Below are 18,643 nucleotides of genomic sequence, written 5' to 3' on the forward strand. Positions count from 1 at the left end.
GCCTACGGCCGCTGGCTGGCCCAGGCCCTGGACCGCCCGCTGGTGGTGCAGCGCGGCTCGGATCTGATGTCCAAATACGTGGGCGAGAGCGAAAAGCGCATCGCCCGGGCGTTTCGGCAGGCGGCCAACGATGGCGCGGTGCTGATGATCGACGAGGTGGACGGCTTTTTGCGCGACCGCCAGACCGTGGGCCAGAGCTGGGAGGTGTCACAGGTCAACGAGATGCTGACCCAGATGGAAAGCTACGAGGGCGTGTTTGTGGCCTCCACCAACCTGATGGACGCACTCGACCCGGCGGCCATGCGCCGCTTTGACCTGAAGGTGAAGCTGGACTACCTGCGCCCCGAGCAGGTGCAGGCGCTGTTTGATCGCTGCTGCCAAAGCCTGGGCCTGGCGGCCCTGCCCGCCCCTGACCAGGCGCGGCTGGCCCGCCTGAATCGGCTGACGCCGGGCGACTTTGCCCTGCTGATGCGGCAGCACTGCTTCAAGCCGCTGGGGGATGCGCTGGCCTTGCTCAAGGGGTTAGAGGGGGAGTGTGGGTATAAGGGTGGGGGGATTGGGGTGTGTGGATTTCTGTGAAATTTCTACGTTTGGGTGGTGACCAGGGTAAGGACTTGCCCTAGGTTCTAATCTATTCGGCTGACTTAAAGTTTCACGTAGCTGAAATTTTTCGATGTTTAACTGCTGATAAGTATAATTTAAGGATATTTACTGATGACAATCGGACAGTATCTGCAGCAAATTCTTTCTGACCCTAAGCATGACGGTGTCATCACTTATGGAGACTTGGCGCATCGCTTTGATTTGCCCATTCCTGATCAGAACTACCAAGGGCATCCATTTGCCAATTTGTTTCATCTTCTTGACCAGGAAGATGCTGACTTTAATCGTCCTTTTCGCACCTCCGCAGTGGTTAGTAAAAATCAGGGGCGGCCAGGGCCCGGCTTCTTCACTGCTTTGAAAAATATGAAGAACATTTCATCGACGGCGGCCACCCGGGATGAGGTGTGGCTCAAAGAATGGAATGCTGCTCGTCAGTTTGAATGGCCTAAGGGTTGAGGTGCCTCACGAACGGCGCAGCGAGGAGGGGTTGCAACCTATGCTGCAAGGGCAAGTCAATTTGGTTTGAGTCCTACCATTCGGAAATGAAAAATGACCAACAACATTCCCATCAACACAATCCGTAGGAGGTATTGTTCACAATGCTCCACGTTAGGGGTGTTTCTCCTTAATATTTATTGTTTAATAAATTGAGGGGCGCAGTTGTAGGTATTGGTGGTATGGCTGGGGTTTTGTTGTATGTGATCTGGAAAATAACTTGGATGATACGGATTTTTAAAAATTCTAAAATTCTCTTTTATTGCTCCAATCTAATTAACTAATGCGGTAATTTTTGCTATTTATGAGTTTTTGGTATCGTGGAGGGATTTAATGCCTGCTTTTCAGAAACTGTATGACCTAGCGCTAGAATTGTTGACATCCGATCGGGCTAGTGAGTTAGGTCGTCTTTCGTACCATTCCGGCAAATCGCTTGATTCTGCTCATGGCATCATTAGAAATGCTGTTTTGACACGAATAATGCCGGGGGAAAAGGCAACTTCCGACATAGAGGTGTTGCGAATCTTCATGCGCAACCTTGTTAACAGAGCTCAGGCTCCGTTGCCTGCGGTTGATATGTTGAGAATTTTGAATGATGTAAATAGTCGTTTAAGTAGTTTTGATGAATTTTGTGCTGAGTTGTTTAGATGTTTTCCATTTCCAAAAAATCCTGATATTAATCGTAGTTTAGTTGATCTGCTGACGCCTAAAAGAAATCCTGGATTGCAAAATTCTTATATTGATTGGTTGATGTGGCTTGTTGCTCGGTATGAGAATATCCCGGCTGAAGATATTGATGAAAATGCTTTGTTGAATCAAATTGGATGCATGGCAAATCCCGGTGCTCATAAAATTAGAAATATGGGGGTTGCTCTCGCGTCTAATCTTTTGGCTGACTTGGGAATTCGTGCTTCAGTAAAGCCTGACCTTCATATTTTGGCTGTAATTCGCGGAGTTACAGACAATCAGAATTTAACGGAGATGGATTGCATTCGCGAGGTAATTAGAGTTGCCAAAGATGATGCGAGGGTTTTAAATGGGAGTGCCGAACTTTCGTGGTTGTCTGGCGGCATTTATCCTCGTGATATTGATAGAATGATTTTCATAATAGGATCGGATAATTTTTTCCTCGATGGGCGACAGTTAAAGCGATATGCGCCCGAACGTCGGCAGTTAATTATTAAAAAACTCATGCAAACCAGAAGCAATCGGGATGCAGAAAAAGAATATTTTGGTGATGTATTTTCTGCTGAGGAAAAAATGATTACTTTTAGCGATAAACAAAAAGTCATGCCATCACAGAATTCTGTGGTAAATCAGTCGACTATTGCTCGTGCTGAGCATGGGGTTTTAGGTCATCGGATGTATGTGGATACTAGACTGCAAACATTTATTGCACGCTGTAATCCTGCGCAAAAAGAGATTTTTACGAATCTTATGAATGCAATTTACAAAACCGATCTTCGTCATATGGATCAGTATACGGTTGGGGAATATACAGGGCAGGCAGATGGATGGATTGGGCCAAGATTGGTGTTTGCTTCAAAGAAGCCAAATGGTACAAGGGCTGCGGCTCATTCTTTTGTTTTGAGTATTGCGCTGGATCCTGCTAATGTACGGTTGAACGCAATTGTGTCTATTTCTTCAAATTTCGGGGCATCGAGGGATTCATGGAGTCCAGGAATTGACGAATTTATTAATTTTCTAAACGACTTCAATAATCGTCGTCATATAGCAGATTTGGTTGCTAAAATTAATCCAGGCGGATTGCGGGAGAGGGGCTCTCCATATGTGCCGTTCGATTATGAAAGACTTTGATCGACTTGAAGCAAGTTATCAATAATTTTCGTTTAAGATGATTGATGAATCATAATTCCATTGATAAAATTTGATTTTGTCTTGAAATTTTTCGGGTTTGACCATAAAAATCCGTCGCTATCTAATGTGAATGAGACATATTAATAATGTTGATCATGGCATGGTAGACTATTAAAATAGCGAGGATGGGGCGTGTTTGATTCGTTTGGGACTCCCAATAGATGCAAATGTGTGCGAAGTATGCATCTGACCTGTCCTGATTGCGCGTTCCGTTCATAATCCTTCCAATGGCCACCCTCCACCCCACCCCAGGCCCCCGCACCCCCGAGCATCTGTCGCAGTACCGTGAGTTGGAGGTGCTGCGCACCCTGGAGCAGGGCTTGCCGGCGGGCTTTGATATTTTTCACTCAGTTCACTGGGCGGTGGAGCGCGAGCAGCGGCTGCAGGTGGGCGAGATCGATATTGCCGTGGTGTCGCCGGCGGGGCAGGTGTTGCTTCTGGAAGTGAAGGCCGGGGAGGTGGTGCAGCAGGGCGATCGGCTGACCAAAGCCTATGCCAATCAGAGAGGTGTGAGCGATGTGGGCCACCAATCGCGCCGCATGCACAACGGCTTGCTGACCCGCATTCATGGGGCCGGTTTGGAGGGGGTTCATATCGGCACGCTGCTGGTGATGCCCGACCAGCATCTGACGGGCGAGGTGGTGGCTTACCCGCGCGAGCGGATTGTGGACGCGGCGCAGTGGCCTGAGGTGTGCAGCCGGGCCATGCGGGCGTTCCCCGCGGGCAGCGTGGAGGCCGAGACCCGGCGGCGGCTGATCGACTTTTTGTGCAACCGCTTTGAGTTGCTGCCCGATGTGGCCACACAGGTGCAGCAGATCCAGGGCGCCACGGTGGCGCTGGCCTCGGGCCTGGCCACCTGGGTGCCGCAGATCGAGCATGCCTCGGGTGTGTATGTGGTGTATGCCACGGCGGGCTCGGGCAAGACGCAACTGGCGCTGGGCCTGATGCGCGAGGCCGCAGCCCAGGGCCGGCGCCTGTTCTATTGCTGTTTCAACAGGCCCCTGGCCGACCACATGAACGAGTTGCGGCCGGCGCGGGCAGAGGTGGGCACTTTCCATGACCTGTGTGTTCAGCACAGCCGGCGCCAGGGCCAGGAGCCTGCCTTTGGCCAGCCCGGGGTGTTTGACCAACTGGCCGCTGCCTACGCTGAGCAGGCGGGCGAGCGGGCGCCGCTGTGGGACACGCTGATCATCGACGAGATGCAGGATTTTGACCCGGCCTGGGTGCAGGCCTTGCTGCAAGGGGTGAAAGAGGGCGGTCGGGTGTACCTGCTAGGCGACCCCGAGCAGCAGCTGTACCAGCGTGAGGCCTTTGACATCGACAACGCGGTGACGGTGCGCTGCCGCGACAACTTTCGCAGCCCGCGCAAGGTGGTCGAGTTCATCAACTGGCTGGCTTTGACGGCGCAGCCCGTGCAGGCCCGCTCGGTGTTCGCCGGGCAAAGCTCGGGGGTGCACCGCTATGCGCCAGCAGGAGCGGGCCGCGGTGGCGCGCCCGGGGCGGTGGCGGTGGTCGAGGCCTGTGTGCGTGACCTGCTGAAAGAGGGTTTGGCCCTCGACCAGATCGTGGTGCTGACCTACGGCCGCAGCCAGTCGGCCGTGCTGGCCAGCCCACGCCTGGCGGGCCACAGCTGCCGGCGCTTCACGGGGCAGTACAGTGCCGCGGGCGACCCGCTCTGGGACGAGGGCGAGTTGCTGGTCGATACGCTGTACCGTTTCAAGGGGCAGAGCGCGCCCGTGGTGGTGCTGTGCGAGATCGACTTTGCCGACTGGGGCGATCGTGAGGCCCGCAAGCTGTTGGTGGGCATGACACGGGCGCAGTACCGGCTGGAGCTGGTCATGTCGGAGGCCGCAGAAGCCGCTTTGCTGGCTCGATTGCAGGCGCTGTAAGCCCGCCCTGTTGCCGGCCCCGACCCCGATGGGCAGGGGGCCACTGGGCAGGCGCTGATTCAGGCCGCCTCTGACAGGCCCAGCTCAAACGCCTGGGCCGCAGTCAGGTGCTGCTCGATCAGCGAGATGATTTTCTGTTTGCGGTAGCCGTTGTTTTGCTGCAAGCGTTTTTTGATCTCGTCGATCTCAGCGGCTGGCCGGCTGGCGAGCAATGCCTGCCAATGGGCCCAGAACAGGGCGCCGGCCTCGCGGTTGCGGCCCTGGTGGCCCCAGGCTTGCTGGCAGATGGCCGGCACAAAGCCGCCTTCGTGGGGTTGGCGCAACGCAGCCAGGCTGGCATCCAGACGACGCAAAACAGGCAGGGCCTGGGCGCGAAAACGCTCCAGGTCGGCCTGGTTGGCAATCACAAAGCCATCAATCAGCCCCTGCGGGTCTTCCTGGGCGGCACGTTGTACGCGCTGGGCGTCCGACGCTGCACCGGCCACAAACAGAGTGAACGACACCTGCCCCTTTTGTTGGCGGGCCCCCACACCAATGAATTGGCTGCGGGCCCCCTGGGCCGGCAACTGAACGCCAAAGTACATCAGCAATGGGCCGAAGGCCTCGGGTGCCTTGTTGGGCTGCCCGGTGTCGGCGCGGATCACATGGTCGGCGCTGGGCAAGGCGGCGGCCATGGTCTCGCACAACTGGCGAAACAGGGTCACGCTGGCATCGTTCCACTGCGCGAAGGCCAGCGGTGATTGATTGAGCTGCGCAATGACCTGGGGGCCGAGGTAGTGCTCAATAAAATGGCGATTGTCGGTGCTGGTCTGGTGCAGGCCGAGGCGTTGAAGGTCGTGCATGGATCGATGTCTGGTAAAGGGTGAAGGTAGCGCCCGGTGTACTGGGGGCGGGCACTTCATTGTTGGCGTCACTGGCGACAAAACGGGACGCCCCAAGCCCCTGCGTTGGTGGCATGGCCTTTCGCTGTTCAGGTGTCGCCCTGATCAGACACGCTGACCAAGGGGTGGTAGCGCTGGCAAAAACGACACAGCACCACGCCATTGTCTGCGTCCAGAACATGCCCGTTCTCGGGGGTGACGGCTGTGCGCGCGATGCGCTGGTAGTGAAAATGCTCGGCGTCTTCGCGGGCGGCCAGCAGCAGGTCCAGGCTGGCGTGCAGGGCGTCAAAGCCGGTAGCGTGCTGGGATGCTCGCGCCAGGCAGTTGGCCAGACGCGCCTCGGTGGGCGACCCCGGAATCGAACTGTAGGAGGTCATCTGGGCCTGGGCGAGCACCCCTTTGAAGTCGGGGATGACCGGAGCCCGGGCGGCGGTAAACACCGCCTGTGCCAGTGGCAATTGCACGTCATCGTCTGCGATGAAAACCGCCTGTGCGCCCAAAAAATGGCTCAGCGATGCGATGGCCTGGGCCAGGCTTGGGCCGCTGAGGGGACCGGTGGCCTGCGCCCATGTGATCTGAAAGCGGGCCTCCACCACCCCAGCCCGGTTCATGCTGAGGGCCGAAATCTGCCGCAGCGCCGGCAGGTCTGGACCCATGAGCACAGGCCCATCCGCATCCAGTCGAAGCAGGGCAAAGGCGTGTTCCATGGCCTGCCACTCTTCCAGGTAGGTCAGGTACATGTCCAGCTCAACCCAGCCGCCGTGGTCGATGATGCTGTTCATGGGCTGGCCGTCGTCGTCGAAAAGCACGTTTTCTTTCATCGGGGGTCTTTGTTCATCTGGTTTCCAAGGGGGTGCGCAGGTAGGCCACGCGGCCCCAGGGGGCGGGTGGCTTGGCATTTTGGCCCACCAGCACCCACAGCACCGGATAGGGGGGCGCTTGCGGGGGGGCGGGGCCCAGGCCATCGCTCAGGTAAACCAGGCAATCGGGTGGGGTGCTGGCCACATGCTCAAACGGTGGGCGCAGGTCGGTGCCGCCGCCGCCGTGCAGATCGCTGCGGGCCAGGGCCTGTGCATCGAACTGGGTCAAGCGCCGAACCCGGTGGATCTTGGCGTCGCATTCGATCAGGCACAGCGCCACCTCGTCAAAGTCACGCAACAGAGCGCACAAATTGCTCATGAACACCGCCAGGTAAGCCTCTGTGCTGCCGCTGGTGTCAATGGCCACGGTGACCCGCAGGCGTTCGGTGCGCAGGCTGGGCAGGTACAGGCCGCGGCTGATGTGGCGCCGCGCGGGCGGCAGCCAGCGGCGCTGGCCGCCATAGCAGCGCTGCAGAAACTGGCGCAGCAGTTGCTGCCAGGGCACTTCGGGCTGCACCAGACGCCCCAGCCATTGCTGCAGGCCAAGCGGCAGTTGGCCTTGGCCCATCAGCGTGTTGGCGATCGCGACGGCGGTCTGCCGCCATTGCTGGATCAGGGCGTCGTCGGCGACTTGGGGGCTGTAGTCGGGGTCGCGGATGCCTTTATCGGCCTGATCCGGCGAAAGGTCGCCAGACCCGGGGCTGTGCAGATCGAACTGGCAGAGGTCCCGCTTCAAGTCTGCCTGGCCTTGCAGCCAGGCGTACACGGCTTCGGCACTGTCGCCCACGCGGCGCGGAAATAGCACGGCTTCTCGGGGCAGTTCGAACTGGTCTTGCCGAAGCAGGGCATTGACCTCATGGTCGACCGCCAGGTTCCACAATTCTGGGTCGCGCTCCTGGCGGCGGCGCAGGTGCCCTGCCACGGCATGCCAAACCTCGTGCGCGAGCACGAACAGGCGTGTGGCGGGCGTCAGTTGCTCGATGAAGCGCAGCTGAAAAAACAACCGTCGCCCATCGGTCGCAGCGGTGGGCAGGCGGCTGTCCAGCACCGGCACGATGGGCATTTGCAAGGCCAGGGCGGCGGTGAAAGGCTGGGTCACAAAAAGGCGGGCACGGTCGGCCTCCAGGGTGCGCAGCCATTGTTTTTTCAGGGTTTGCTCGGCTTCGGTGGGGGCGCGAGGCCCCTGCTGCCGGGGCCGCAGGGGCCCGGGGGCGGGCGGGCTCATGGCGCGGCGCGTTGGCGTTGGGCCCGCAGGGCGCCGCGCAAGCTGTCTTGCAGCACCGGCGCCGTGTCGGTGTCGCTGCTGGGCGGGGCTTCACCCAGGCTCAGGCCGGCACCGTGCCGGGCCATCCATGGCTCGTAGAGTGGGCTGCCAAACAACTGGGCGCCACAGGCGGCCAGTTCCGGGCGCTGCAGCTGGCGCAGGGCATCGGTCATGGTCATCACCGCAAAGTCGGTGCTCATCAGCAGGCCCAGTTGCAGGAAGTTGGCTATCCAGGTGCCGCGCTCGGCGGGCGGCGCCCGAAACACATGATGGGCCAGGGCCGTGCCCAGGGCGTAGCGGGCGTCTGCGGCCTCGGGCAGGCTCAGGGGCAGGCTGCCGTCCAGCATTTTCGGCACATCGGGCAGCAATTGCGACATGCGCCTAAAGGCCAGAAACTCGATGGCAGGCCCGGGCCCTACCAGGCCCTCGATCAGCAGCGCCAGCAACTCGGGGGGCAGGGGACTGGGCGACTCCAGGGTCAGGGCCACGCGCTCCCAGCTGCGGGGGCTGGGCCAGCCACGCTCCAGGTTGCCCTGCATGTCGAAAAAGTGCTGGGGCCGAAAACGCAAAAAGGCGCGCACATCGGGGTGCAGGCCCTGCTGGCTGGCCCAGGCGGTCCATTGGGCCAGGTCGGGGGCCAGCTCCAGGTGGCAAAAGCGGTTGGCCAGGGCGCTGGACAGGGTCATGGCCACCGCACGGTCTTCGTTGCGGTTGCCGGCCGCGCAGACCAGCCAGCCCGGCGGCACCCGGTACAAATCGCCCAGGCGGCGGTCCAGAATGAACTCGTAGGCGGCCACCTGCAGGGTGCGGTCGGCGGCCGTCAGTTCGTCAAACAGGATGATGCCGCGGCTGCCAGGGTCGCGCGGCCATTCGGAGGACAGCAGCCAGCGCACCTGATCGTTGTCAGGCACGGGCAGGCCCCGCAGGTCCACCGGCTCGCGCTGGGCCAGGCGCACATCGATGAAACCGATGCCCAGCGCGCTGCACAGCTCTCGGATGACGGCGCTTTTGCCCACGCCAGGGGCGCCCCAGAGCATCAGCGGAGGGATCTGGCAGGCCAGCTCGGGCTGGGCCCACAACCATTCAAGCTGGTGTTGCAGCAGTAGTTGAACCTGGGTGATGTTGGCTTGTGTCATGGACGGCGGCGGCGATGAAAAGGGGGTTGTTCGGGCTCAGGGATCAGCTGGCCTGTCAGCAGCAGCATCTGGAGGGCCTGTCGGAAATAAGGCATCTCGCGGGCTCGACCTCGTGGCTCGGGCTCGGTTTGAAGCTGCACCAGGTCCAACCGGGTCTCTACTGGGTGATGGGGCAGGCTGGCGGCTAGATCTTCCAGCAAGGGCCGCAGCTCGCCCCAGGTCAGCAGAACGCTGCGCGCCAGGCTGGCCAGTTCGCTGCGCCGGGCCAGGGGGTCTTCGAGCGTGCGCAAGGTGTCCAGCACGGCGAGCGCGGCCTGGGGGTGGGCGTTGCCCGTGGCGCCGTGGTACTGCCGGGCCATGTGCAGGGCGTGCGCCAGGTGCGCCAACAACAAGTCGAGGCAGGCCGGCTGCATAAGCTGGGCCCGTCTGCCCAGCCAGGGCAGCAGGCTCGCGGCGGCTTCGGGCTGCTCCCACAGATCGCGCGCCATGTGGGGCGTCAACTGAGAGGCGTCGGGCAGCCCGGCATTGATCAAGTGCAGCACCACCATGACATCGGCCCGCCAGCCATCGGCAGCCAGGTCGGGCAGCAGCTTCCAGCGCCAGGCGCTTCGCCCCTGCTCCATGTCCGGCGGGTTGGGGGGCGTGGCGGTGGCCTGACGCCCGGCCGTGACCTGGTTGCGGGCGTACAAAGCCAGTCGGGTGTGCCAGACCTCATCCGCGGGCACCTGTTGCGCGGCAGCGCGGGCCAGGGTGCCCAAGGCCCCGGGCGCCAGGCGGGGGCTGCTGGCCAGGGGCAGCAAAATTTGCAGCTGCGTCCAGGCTTGGGGGGCGCCGCTTTGAAGCTGCCGCAGGCAAGCGCTGAGTGTGCTTTCATCCACCCGCACCGAGACCTTGCCCGACAGGCGCGGGGGCACATGGCCCTCGCAATGCAGCTGGCTGCCTGGGGGCAGTTCGACGCTGTCCAACTGGCCGCAGCGCAGCAGTTGGACCTCGGCAAGGTGAGCCAGGTGCAGTTGCGTGGCGCGGCTGTCGGCCAGCACCAGATGCTGCATCGGCCACGCCACCGTCAGGCCCGAAGGCCCGCCGCAGCCCGTGTGCATCTGCAGTGTGCCCACGGGTGCAGCGCCTGCCAGGCTGTGCAGGCGGGGGCAGGCGCTCAGTTGAACCTGCGCAGGCTGCACATCTGCCCCCAGTGTCAGGGCCAGGAGCCGGGGGGCATCGTGGACGCTCAACGACGTCAGCGTCAGCCCATGCAGACTCAACTCGCGCAGTGCCGGTACCTGGCTCAACACCAGGGCGTGGTGGCCTGGCAGAGGCCCCAGGGTGAGCTGGGGCGCATCCTGGGTGGCGCCCAACAACACCGTCAGGATCGCGGCCTGAGGCGTAGCTTGGGCCCGTTCAATGGTCTTGTGCCAGGGCAGGCCGATCAGGGCCTGCTGCCAGGGCGGCCGTGAGCCGCTCTGGGCCATGAAGCGGCCCCCCTGCCAGCAGGCGTCAATCTGGATCAGGCCACCGCTCAGGGTCAGGCGCGGGGCGTGTGGGCCTGTGTCCAGGTGAACCAGAGCGTGGCCGTGCTCGGGCAGTTGGATGCAGCGCAGCAGCGGGCAGTCAATCACGCTGAGGTGCAGTTCGGGCTGTTGTGAGGCGCGCAGATCGAGCGCTTCTAGGTTGGGGCAATCGCGCAGATCCAGGGCCCGCAGGCCCGGGTGGCGAAGGGTATAAGACCGGCTTTCGGGCAAACTCAGGGTCAGGCCCTGGTCGGGGTCCAGTGCCTTTTGCAGGGGCCAGGGGGGCTCGCGCCGACGGACAGCGCTGCTCTGGGCCGGCCTGCTCATCGCAGCGGGCAGGCGCTCAGCGCCACCAGGCCTCGGGTTTCGGCTTCGGCGCAACGCATGGCGTCGAATTCCGAGTACGCATACACGTGCCGGGTGGTAAAAGCACCATGCTGGCCGTAGCGCATGTGGACGATGTAGCGCTGTTTTTGAGGCATGACAGTCCTTTCAGAAGCAGTGGAGAGGAGGCTCGATGTTCCACGTGAGGCGCGACAATTTCAGACGCCCCGGTGCCTGGCCTTGGGCTTTTTGAAGGGCTGTTTGATTAAATCCACACCCAGGCTCAGCGCCCCTGCCGAGCGGCCTGAAAGCCCCCACAATCAAGCCCTTCATGCCGCACCAGGCACCGGCCTGGGCGGCTTCAAAGTTTGGTTACCACATCACTTTTTGCTGACTTTTCATGCGCCTCCTCCACACCTCCGACTGGCACCTGGGCCAGCACTTCATGGGCAAGAGCCGCCAGGCCGAGCACCAGGCCTTGATCGACTGGCTGCTGCTGCAGGTGCAGGCCCAGGCGGTGGATGCGGTGGTGCTGGCGGGCGACATCTTTGACACGGGCACGCCGCCCAGCCATGCGCGTGAGTTGTACAGCCAGTTGGTGGTGCGCCTGCGCGAGGCCGGGGTGTGTCTGCTGCTGCTGGGGGGCAACCACGATTCGGTGGCCATGCTGGGCGAGAACCAGGCCCTGCTGGCCTGCCTGGGCACGCACCTGGTGGCCCAGCCGGCGGCGCAGCCTGCCGATCAGGTGCTGGTGCTGGCGCAGCGCGATGGCACGCCGGGCTGCATCGTGTGTGCGGTGCCCTTCATCCGACCGCGCGATGTGCTGCAAAGCCAGGCCGGGCAAAGCGCGCAAGACAAGCAACAAGCCCTGCAGCAGGCCATCCAGGCCCACTATGCGGCGGTGTACCAGGCCGCGCTGGTGCGTCAGGCCGAGCTGCAGGCCCGCCTGGGCCGGCGCCTGCCTTTGATCGCCACCGGCCACCTCACCACCCTGGGCAGCAGCCTCAGCGAGTCGGTGCGCGAGATTTACGTGGGCAGCCTGGAGGCCTACCCCTGCGATGCGTTTCCGCCGGTGGACTACGTGGCCCTGGGCCACATCCACCGCCCGCAGCGCGTGGGCGGGCATGAGCACATCCGCTACTGCGGCTCACCCCTGCCGCTGGGTTTTGACGAGGCCGGCACCGACAAAGAGGTGCTGCTGGTCGATCTGAGCGAAGCCGGCCTGCAGCAGGTCACGCCGCTGACCGTGCCGCGCTTTCAGGGCCTGCAGGCCGTGCGTGGCACGCTCGATGAGCTGGCCCAGGCCATGCCGGCGCTGGCGGCCCAGGCCACGGCGGCCTGCCCGCTGTGGCTGGAGGTCACCGTCAGCCAGGACGACTACCTGCCCGACCTGCCGGCCCGGGTGCAGCAGATGACCGAGGGCCTGCCGCTCGAGGTGCTGCGCGTGCGCCGTGACCGGGGCACGGCCACCGCCCAGTTGGCCGCCCAGGCCCGCGAGACGCTGGACGAGCTGAGCCCGCAAGAGGTGTTCGAACGCCGCCTGCAGCAAGAAGAACTGCCGCCCGAGCTGGCCCAGGCCCTCATGGAGCGCTACCGGGGCGTGGTGCACGCCCTGCAGCAAGGCAGCGCCGAAGCCGAGGGAGCCGCCGCATGAGGATCCTGCGCCTGCGCCTGAAGAACCTGAACTCGCTCAAGGGCGAGTGGCAGGTCGATTTCACCCGCCCCCCGTTCGCCGACAACGGCCTGTTTGCCATCACCGGCCCCACCGGGGCCGGCAAGTCGACCCTGCTCGACGCCATCTGCCTGGCGCTCTACCACGAGACCCCGCGCCTCAAGACCATCAGCGCCGGCGCCAACGACATCATGACCCGGCACACGGCCGACTGCCTGGCCGAGGTGGAGTTCGAGGTGCAAGGCCAGGTCTACCGCGCCTTCTGGAGCCAGCACCGCGCGCGCGACAAGGTCGACGGTGCGCTGCAAGCCCCCAAGGTGGAGCTGGCCCTGGGCGACGGCAGCATCCTGAGCAGCCAGAGCAAGGACAAGCTGCAGCGCATCGAAGCCATCACCGGGCTCGACTTTGCCCGCTTCACCAAGTCGATGCTGCTGGCCCAGGGGGGCTTTGCTGCCTTCCTCAACGCCAGCGCCAACGAGCGGGCCGAACTGCTCGAAGAGCTGACCGGCACCGACATCTACGGCCTGATTTCGCAAAAAGTGTTCGAGCAGGCCCGCCAAGCGCGCGAGCAACTGGCCCAGATCAAGGCCCGCGCCGACGGCATGGAGCTGCTGGCCCCCGAGGCCCGCGCCGCCATGGCCGCCCAGGCCGCCACTCTGCAAGAGCAGGCCCAGGCCCTGCAAGCCCAACAGCAGCAAAGCCAGGCCCAGCGACAGTGGCGGCTGCAACTGGGCCAGGCCGAACAGGCCGCCACCGAGGCGGGCCAGCGCCTGGCCCAGGCCCAACAGGCCCAGGCCGATGCCGCGTCCGCCCTGCGCCGCCTGGCCGACAGCGAGCCCGCCCAGGCCCTGCAACCCCTGCAGCTGCAGGCAGCGCTTGCCCAGGCCCAGGTGCAGGCCAGCCTGCAGACCCTGGCCGATCTGCAGGCCCAGCACCAGCACACCGGCACGCAAGAGCGGCAGGCCCATGCCCTGGCCCTGGCCCTGGCCGAGCGCCAGGCCCGGCAAGCCCAACAGCATTGGCAGACGCTGCAGGCCGAGCAGCACGGCATCGACCAGTTCTGTGCCACCCATGCCCGCCATGCCCGCTGGGGCGATGCCTTGGGCGTGTGGCGCCAGGGCCTGGCCGAGCAGGCCCGCCACCTGGCCGAACTGACCGCCCAGCAACAAAAGGCCAGTCAGCAGGCCGACGAGCAGGCTGCCTTGCAACAGCAGGCCCCGGCACTGCAGCAGGCGCTGGCCCAGGCCCAACAGGCCCAGGCCGAAGCCGACGCCGCCGTGCAGGCCGCCCAGGCCGGCCTGCAGCAGCGCCTGGCCGGGCGCAGCCTGGCCCAGTGGCGCGAGCACTGGCAGGCCGCCCAGGGCCGCCACGCCCACTGGCAAGGTCTGCGGGCCCAGGCCCAGCGCCTGCGCGATTTGGCGGAGGTCGCCGCCCGCCAGGCCAGTCGCCAGCAGCAAGGCCTGCAGCAACAGGCCCAGCAGGCCAGCGTGCGCGAAGCGCTGCTGGCGCGCTACAAGGCCTTGAAGGCCACCGTGGCCGACAAGCAGCAACTGCTGGCGCAAGAGCAGCGCATCCAAAGCCTGGAGTCGCACCGCCAGCACCTGCAGCCGGGCGAGGCCTGCCCGCTGTGCGGCTCGCCCGACCACCCCGCCGTGGCGGCCTACCAGGCGCTGGACGTGTCGGCCACCCAAGCCGCCCTGCAAGCGGCAGAGCAGGCCTTGGATCAGGTGCGTGCCGAGGGCGAAGCAGCTCGCGAGGCCTTGGCCAGCACCCAGGCCAGCCTGAACGCCTGGGCGCAAGAGCAGCAAGGCACCCAGGCCGAGGCCGAGCAGGCCCTGGCCGACTGGCAGCAGGCCTGCGAGGCCCTGGGCCTGGCGCCGCAGGCCCGCCCCGACTGGGCCGCGGCCGACGCGCTGGCCCAGGCGGTGGACCACGCCGGCCAGGACGTGGCCGCCGCCCTGCACACCCTGCAACAGGCCGAGGCGGCGGAGGCCGCGCTGCAGGCGGCCCAGCAGCGGGCCCACACCCAGGCCCAGGCGCTGCAGGCCGCGCAGGCCCAACTCGCGCTGCTGAACCAGGCGCTGCAGGCGGCGGCGCAAAGCCAGGCTGCCCTGGCCGCCGCCGTGCAGCAGCACGCCGAAGCCCTGGACAGCCACCGTCAGGCCTTGGCCGTCACCCTGGCCGACGACGGCTTCGAGCTGCCCGAGCCCGCCCAGACCGAGGCCTGGCTGCAGGCCCGCAGCGCCGAATGGCAGCAGTGGCAGCACAACCAGACGCGCCGCCAGGCCCTGGCCACCGATCTCAGCCGCCAGCAGGCCCTGTGCGAGGCGGCACAGGCCGAGCAGGCCCGCTGGGCCGAGCGCTGGCAGGCCCTGCAGCCTGAGCCTCAAGGTGGCTTGTTCGATGCGCCGCCCATCAGCCTGCCCGAGCCTGCGCCCTCACTGGCCGCCCTGGGGGCCGAGGTCGATCGCCTGAGCCGCGAGCGCGCCGCCCTGCAAGGGCGGCTGGCCCAGTTGCAGCAGGCGCTGGCCGGGCAGCAGGCCAGCCTGGCCCAAGCCGAGGCGGCCTGGCAGGCCGCGCTGCAGGCCAGCCCCTTTGCCAATGTCCAGGCCTATGCCGAAGCCCTGCTGCCGGCGGCCGAGCGCGAACGCCTGCAGGCCCTGCAGGCCAGCCTGGCCCAGGCCCTGCACCAGGCTCAGGCCGTGCACGAGGCTGCGCTGCAGCAGCACGCCGCCTTGCTCGCGCAGGCCTTGAGCGAAGCCAGCCTGGCCGAGCTCGACGCCTTGCTGGCCGAACAATCCCAACAGCTGGACGAGCTGCGTCAGCAGTGGGGGGCCCAGCAGGCCCTGCTGCGCGACGACGATCAGCGCCGCCAAAGCCAGCAGGCCCTGCTGCAGCACCTGAATGCCCAGGCGGCCGAATCCGAGCTGTGGCAGCGGCTGGATGGGCTGATCGGCTCGGCCAAGGGCGACAAGTTCCGTCGCTTTGCCCAGGGCCTCACGCTGGACCACCTGCTGCACCTGGCCAACCGCCAACTGCAGCGCCTGCACGGCCGCTACCAGTTGCGCCGCAAAGGCACGGGTGAGCTGGAGCTGGATGTGGTGGACACCTGGCAGGGCGACACGGCACGTGACACCCGCACCCTGTCAGGCGGCGAGAGTTTTCTGGTCAGCCTGGCGCTGGCCCTGGCCTTGTCCGACCTGGTCAGCCACAAGACCTCGATCGACTCGCTGTTCCTGGACGAGGGCTTTGGCACGCTCGATGCCGACACGCTGGAGGTCGCTCTGTGCGCCCTCGACACTTTGAACGCCAGCGGCAAGATGATTGGCGTGATCAGCCACGTCGAGGGCCTCAAAGACCGCATCTCGGCCCAGATCCGGGTCGAGAAGGGCGGGGGCGTGGGGCATTCGCGGCTGCGGGTCTGATCAGTTGGTGGTCTGTTGGGGCTGAGGGGCGGCCTTGGCGGCCTCCAGCAGTTGGTCGCACGAGGTGATCTCGATCGAGCCGTAGCTGATCCGTATCAGCCCGCTGCGCTCCCAGCCCTTGAGGATCCTGCTCACGGTGGGGCGTGACACGGCCAGGTTGGCCGCCAGATTGTCCTGTGAGCCCCAATAGACCAAGCCGCCGCTGGTGCGAGGTCGGCTGTGCCGCACCAGCCTGTTGGCCATGCGCTCCGGGATGGGCCGCGACAGCGCTTCTTCTGCCCAGCACAGCACCCGGTGGTAGCGTGATGCCACCAGGCGGGCCACGTCGCAGGCCAAGGCCGCGTCCCGGGCCATCAGGCGGTCGAATTCTTCCCGCTGGACGATTCGCAGGAACGAATCTTCCACCGCCTCGACGGTGAAAACGTTGTCACCTTGCAATAGCAAAAAGGCCTCACCCAGCCAACTGCCCGGCCCCCAATCGGTGAAGCCAAATTGAGGTTCGGTGCTCGAGAAGATATAGCTTCTGATCAGCCCCGACTCCACGTAGACCATCACTTGCTGAGGCGCACTTCGCTCCCATACGATGCCGCCCGCCTCGATGCGCCTCAACTCCGACACTGAAAGCAGCTTTTCCCGACTTTCGGACGACAGGGTGCCGACCATTTTGGCTGGAAAGGCCTTGGGCTGTGAATTGTTAATTTTTGACATTCTTTCTCAAGCAGGCGGCGAATGGGCTGAGATGTGACTTGGCTACAACGGATTGTCAATTATTGACAATAATAAGATGATAAAAATGAGTTGCTCTCATTTGTGTTTTGGGGGTTGAAATCAAGACTATCAATTAATTATAAAAATATAACAAATATAACGAAAATTATATGATTTCCTCAGCGCCATGCTAAGCGCGGCGTAATATTTTTGTGCTTGCAAGCGCCAGGCGTGCAGAATTGAAACTGTTTCTCCAGGGCCGGCGGGATCGCCGTCCGGGCTTGGGCAAGAGGGTGGTCGATGGAAGCTTGAATGACGGTGCGCATGAATTCATCCCGGTTGGGAACGCCACAGCACGGCAGGCTGGGTGCCGTGATCAAGAAAATCACCAAAGCAGCGCTGCTCAGATTGAATGTACAGGGCGTTTACTTTCAGATCGTGCTGGCGGCCTCGACACTGGTATTTTCATTTCTGACCGTCCTGTCTGCAGCAGCATGCCTGGTTTATGGTGAGATACGCACTCTGCACGCAATCAAGCTGAAATCATTGGATGATTTTGTGCGGGAGATCGATCTGATCTATGGCCAGGTGCAATCTTCAACTTCGGGCCGCTGCACGCCGCAAAACCTGGAGCGCTTGCAAGAGGTGTTGCTGAATCAACGGGCCATCTTGCACATCGGGCTCGGTTTTTCAGGGCAGGGTGTGGAGTGTTCCACCATGACGGGCCCCTTGAAATACGCCGTGAAAACCCCGGCTGATCAATATTCCTTGCCCCTCGGCGGCTTCATCTCTTCATTGCCTGTCAATGCCCTGTTGAGCCACGCGGGCGCCAATCTCCGTTTGCCGGTGCTGCAGCGCGGTGGCATCTACCTCTTCATGGATGAAGCGCGTTACAGCCAACTTTTCGGCATGGATGATTTTCAGATGCTGGGCGATTTTCTCCAGATCGCGACCCGCATTGAAGGGGTGCACCTGGGTTGGTTGAGCAAAGGCGGGGAGGGCGAATTGCAACTCAAATCCAGCCTTCGCTGGGCGATGCCGGCGGTTGAAATCAATTCCAGGCTGCATCAGTCCGCCGATGAAATCCAACTGACCAGCACCGTTGACACCCAGTCGCTCTTGATGGCGGGCAAAGGGCGCTACCTGGCGCTGGTGTTGCTGCTCTCGGGGGCGTGGGCCGCGCTGTTGTTCGCCGCCGTGCGTTGCTTGCTGAAGCGACTGGATTCGACCGAGTTCTACATCCGCCATCTCTGCACGATGGAGGATGTGCATTGCTTTTATCAGCCCATCGTCAGCGTGCAGGACGGTCGCGTGGTGGGCTGCGAGGTCTTGACCCGCATCTCGCGCCGCGCGGGCCATGTCATGCCGGATGAGTTCATCCCGGTGCTCATGAAATGCGGCCTGCAGAAATGGTATGACGAGATGGTGTGTCGCCGGGCACTGCAGGAAATCACCCGTGTGCCCGGTTTGCCGGCGGGTTTTCATGTGGCCATCAATTTCTTTTCGCACAGCATTGATGCGCAGTGGCTGGACGATTTGAGCCAGGGCCTGGCCCACAGCATCAAGTTGGTGATCGAGGTGACGGAATATCAATTCTCCGAGGCCATGCTGCCCGATCTTTTGAAATTGAGGCATGCCGGGTTTTTGATTTCGATCGACGATTTTGGCACTGGTTATTCAAACCTGGGCATGTTGGGGAAAATTTCGCCCAATTACCTGAAGATCGACAAATCGTTCATTTCAAGCGTCAACGATGCCACCGTGGCTGCCAGCCTGGTGCCTGAAATCGTGGGCATCGCCAAGGCCATTGATTGCGAGCTGATTGCCGAAGGGGTGGAAACCGAGGCCCAGCTTGAAAAAATCCGGGCCTTGGGCATTGCCTATGCCCAGGGCTATCTTTTTGCGAGGCCGCTGGCATGGGGCGTTTTTCATGAGTATCTCTGCGGACGAAACGTCCCGCAGGCCGCCCCATCGATGGAATGCTGACCAAAAGACAGAGA

14 protein-coding genes are annotated in these 18,643 nt (G+C 63.0%); 7 read left to right on the forward strand and 7 right to left on the reverse strand.

Translation table 11 applies throughout. From position 1 onward, the window contains the following. The 4 genes from L880_RS33205 to L880_RS0122710 all read left to right on the forward strand — a co-directional run. Positions 1-579 (forward strand): ATP-binding protein (locus tag L880_RS33205; protein ID WP_043330307.1); only part of this gene is annotated, 579 nt, incomplete at its 5' end. A gap of 135 nt (positions 580-714) precedes the next feature. Beyond that, positions 715-1,059 carry a hypothetical protein gene (locus L880_RS35840; RefSeq protein WP_157463028.1) on the forward strand — a complete coding sequence of 115 codons (345 nt, stop codon included), beginning with the start codon at positions 715-717 and terminating at the stop codon, positions 1,057-1,059. Positions 1,060-1,431: 372 nt separating this feature from the next. Next, a complete protein-coding gene (locus tag L880_RS35845) occupies positions 1,432-2,916 on the forward strand; it encodes a hypothetical protein (RefSeq protein WP_169737795.1) in 1,485 nt (494 codons plus the stop codon). Between the two features lie 287 nt (positions 2,917-3,203). Next, on the forward strand, positions 3,204-4,865 hold the full coding sequence (locus L880_RS0122710; protein ID WP_027477623.1) for a nuclease-related domain-containing DEAD/DEAH box helicase: 1,662 nt from the start codon (positions 3,204-3,206) through the stop codon (positions 4,863-4,865). Positions 4,866-4,924: 59 nt separating this feature from the next. Here the strand turns inward: L880_RS0122710 and L880_RS0122715 are convergent, their stop codons facing one another. From L880_RS0122715 to L880_RS35850, 6 genes are all read right to left on the reverse strand, one after another. Then, complete coding sequence (locus L880_RS0122715; protein ID WP_027477624.1) at positions 4,925-5,707, reverse strand: hypothetical protein; 783 nt, start codon at positions 5,705-5,707, stop codon at positions 4,925-4,927. Between the two features lie 128 nt (positions 5,708-5,835). Further along, positions 5,836-6,555: a hypothetical protein gene (locus L880_RS0122720; protein WP_157463030.1), complete on the reverse strand. Its 720-nt coding sequence runs from the start codon at positions 6,553-6,555 to the stop codon at positions 5,836-5,838. 25 nt (positions 6,556-6,580) lie between these two features. Next, complete coding sequence (locus L880_RS0122725; protein ID WP_027477626.1) at positions 6,581-7,831, reverse strand: vWA domain-containing protein; 1,251 nt, start codon at positions 7,829-7,831, stop codon at positions 6,581-6,583. Then, entirely contained in the window at positions 7,828-9,006 is a 1,179-nt protein-coding gene (locus L880_RS33210; RefSeq protein ID WP_051443525.1) for an ATP-binding protein, read from the reverse strand. Before L880_RS33210 ends, L880_RS0122725 begins: the two co-directional genes overlap by 4 nt. Next, a complete protein-coding gene (locus L880_RS0122735; RefSeq protein ID WP_027477627.1) occupies positions 9,003-10,841 on the reverse strand; it encodes a hypothetical protein in 1,839 nt (612 codons plus the stop codon). The genes L880_RS33210 and L880_RS0122735 overlap by 4 nt, the downstream gene beginning before the upstream one ends. Next, complete coding sequence (locus tag L880_RS35850) at positions 10,838-10,996, reverse strand: hypothetical protein (RefSeq protein ID WP_157463031.1); 159 nt, start codon at positions 10,994-10,996, stop codon at positions 10,838-10,840. The genes L880_RS0122735 and L880_RS35850 overlap by 4 nt, the downstream gene beginning before the upstream one ends. Positions 10,997-11,238: 242 nt before the next feature. Here L880_RS35850 and sbcD point away from each other — a divergent pair, with 242 nt between their 5' ends. Continuing rightward, complete coding sequence (gene sbcD, locus L880_RS0122745) at positions 11,239-12,492, forward strand: exonuclease subunit SbcD (RefSeq protein WP_027477628.1); 1,254 nt, start codon at positions 11,239-11,241, stop codon at positions 12,490-12,492. Beyond that, positions 12,489-15,935, forward strand: a complete 3,447-nt coding sequence (locus L880_RS0122750) for an AAA family ATPase (RefSeq protein WP_027477629.1) — start codon at positions 12,489-12,491, stop codon at positions 15,933-15,935. The genes sbcD and L880_RS0122750 overlap by 4 nt, the downstream gene beginning before the upstream one ends. On the opposite strand, the gene L880_RS0122755 is transcribed toward L880_RS0122750, so the two are convergent. Then, on the reverse strand, positions 15,936-16,598 hold the full coding sequence (locus tag L880_RS0122755) for a Crp/Fnr family transcriptional regulator (RefSeq protein ID WP_169737796.1): 663 nt from the start codon (positions 16,596-16,598) through the stop codon (positions 15,936-15,938). Between the two features lie 357 nt (positions 16,599-16,955). On the opposite strand from L880_RS0122755, the gene L880_RS0122760 reads away from it, so the two are divergent. Next, the gene (locus tag L880_RS0122760; protein ID WP_084461555.1) at positions 16,956-18,629 is read left to right on the forward strand and encodes an EAL domain-containing protein; all 1,674 of its coding nucleotides are present in this window, start codon (positions 16,956-16,958) and stop codon (positions 18,627-18,629) included. Positions 18,630-18,643: the final 14 nt, after the last annotated feature.

Origin of the sequence: Curvibacter gracilis ATCC BAA-807 (assembly GCF_000518645.1) — a bacterium.
GTDB classification, from domain to species: Bacteria; Pseudomonadota; Gammaproteobacteria; order Burkholderiales; family Burkholderiaceae_C; genus Curvibacter; species Curvibacter gracilis.

Excerpts from the sequence above, each read along its gene's own strand:
- L880_RS0122725 (WP_027477626.1), bottom strand. The coding sequence starts at position 7,831 with ATGAGCCCGCCCGCCCCCGGGCCCCTGCGGCCCCGGCAGCAGGGGCCT.
- L880_RS35850 (WP_157463031.1), bottom strand. The coding sequence starts at position 10,996 with ATGCCTCAAAAACAGCGCTACATCGTCCACATGCGCTACGGCCAGCAT.
- sbcD (WP_027477628.1), top strand. The coding sequence starts at position 11,239 with ATGCGCCTCCTCCACACCTCCGACTGGCACCTGGGCCAGCACTTCATG.
- L880_RS0122735 (WP_027477627.1), bottom strand. The coding sequence starts at position 10,841 with ATGAGCAGGCCGGCCCAGAGCAGCGCTGTCCGTCGGCGCGAGCCCCCC.
- L880_RS35840 (WP_157463028.1), top strand. The coding sequence starts at position 715 with ATGACAATCGGACAGTATCTGCAGCAAATTCTTTCTGACCCTAAGCAT.
- L880_RS35845 (WP_169737795.1), top strand. The coding sequence starts at position 1,432 with ATGCCTGCTTTTCAGAAACTGTATGACCTAGCGCTAGAATTGTTGACA.
- L880_RS0122750 (WP_027477629.1), top strand. The coding sequence starts at position 12,489 with ATGAGGATCCTGCGCCTGCGCCTGAAGAACCTGAACTCGCTCAAGGGC.
- L880_RS0122715 (WP_027477624.1), bottom strand. The coding sequence starts at position 5,707 with ATGCACGACCTTCAACGCCTCGGCCTGCACCAGACCAGCACCGACAAT.
- L880_RS0122760 (WP_084461555.1), top strand. The coding sequence starts at position 16,956 with ATGACGGTGCGCATGAATTCATCCCGGTTGGGAACGCCACAGCACGGC.
- L880_RS33210 (WP_051443525.1), bottom strand. The coding sequence starts at position 9,006 with ATGACACAAGCCAACATCACCCAGGTTCAACTACTGCTGCAACACCAG.
- L880_RS0122755 (WP_169737796.1), bottom strand. The coding sequence starts at position 16,598 with ATGGTCGGCACCCTGTCGTCCGAAAGTCGGGAAAAGCTGCTTTCAGTG.
- L880_RS0122710 (WP_027477623.1), top strand. The coding sequence starts at position 3,204 with ATGGCCACCCTCCACCCCACCCCAGGCCCCCGCACCCCCGAGCATCTG.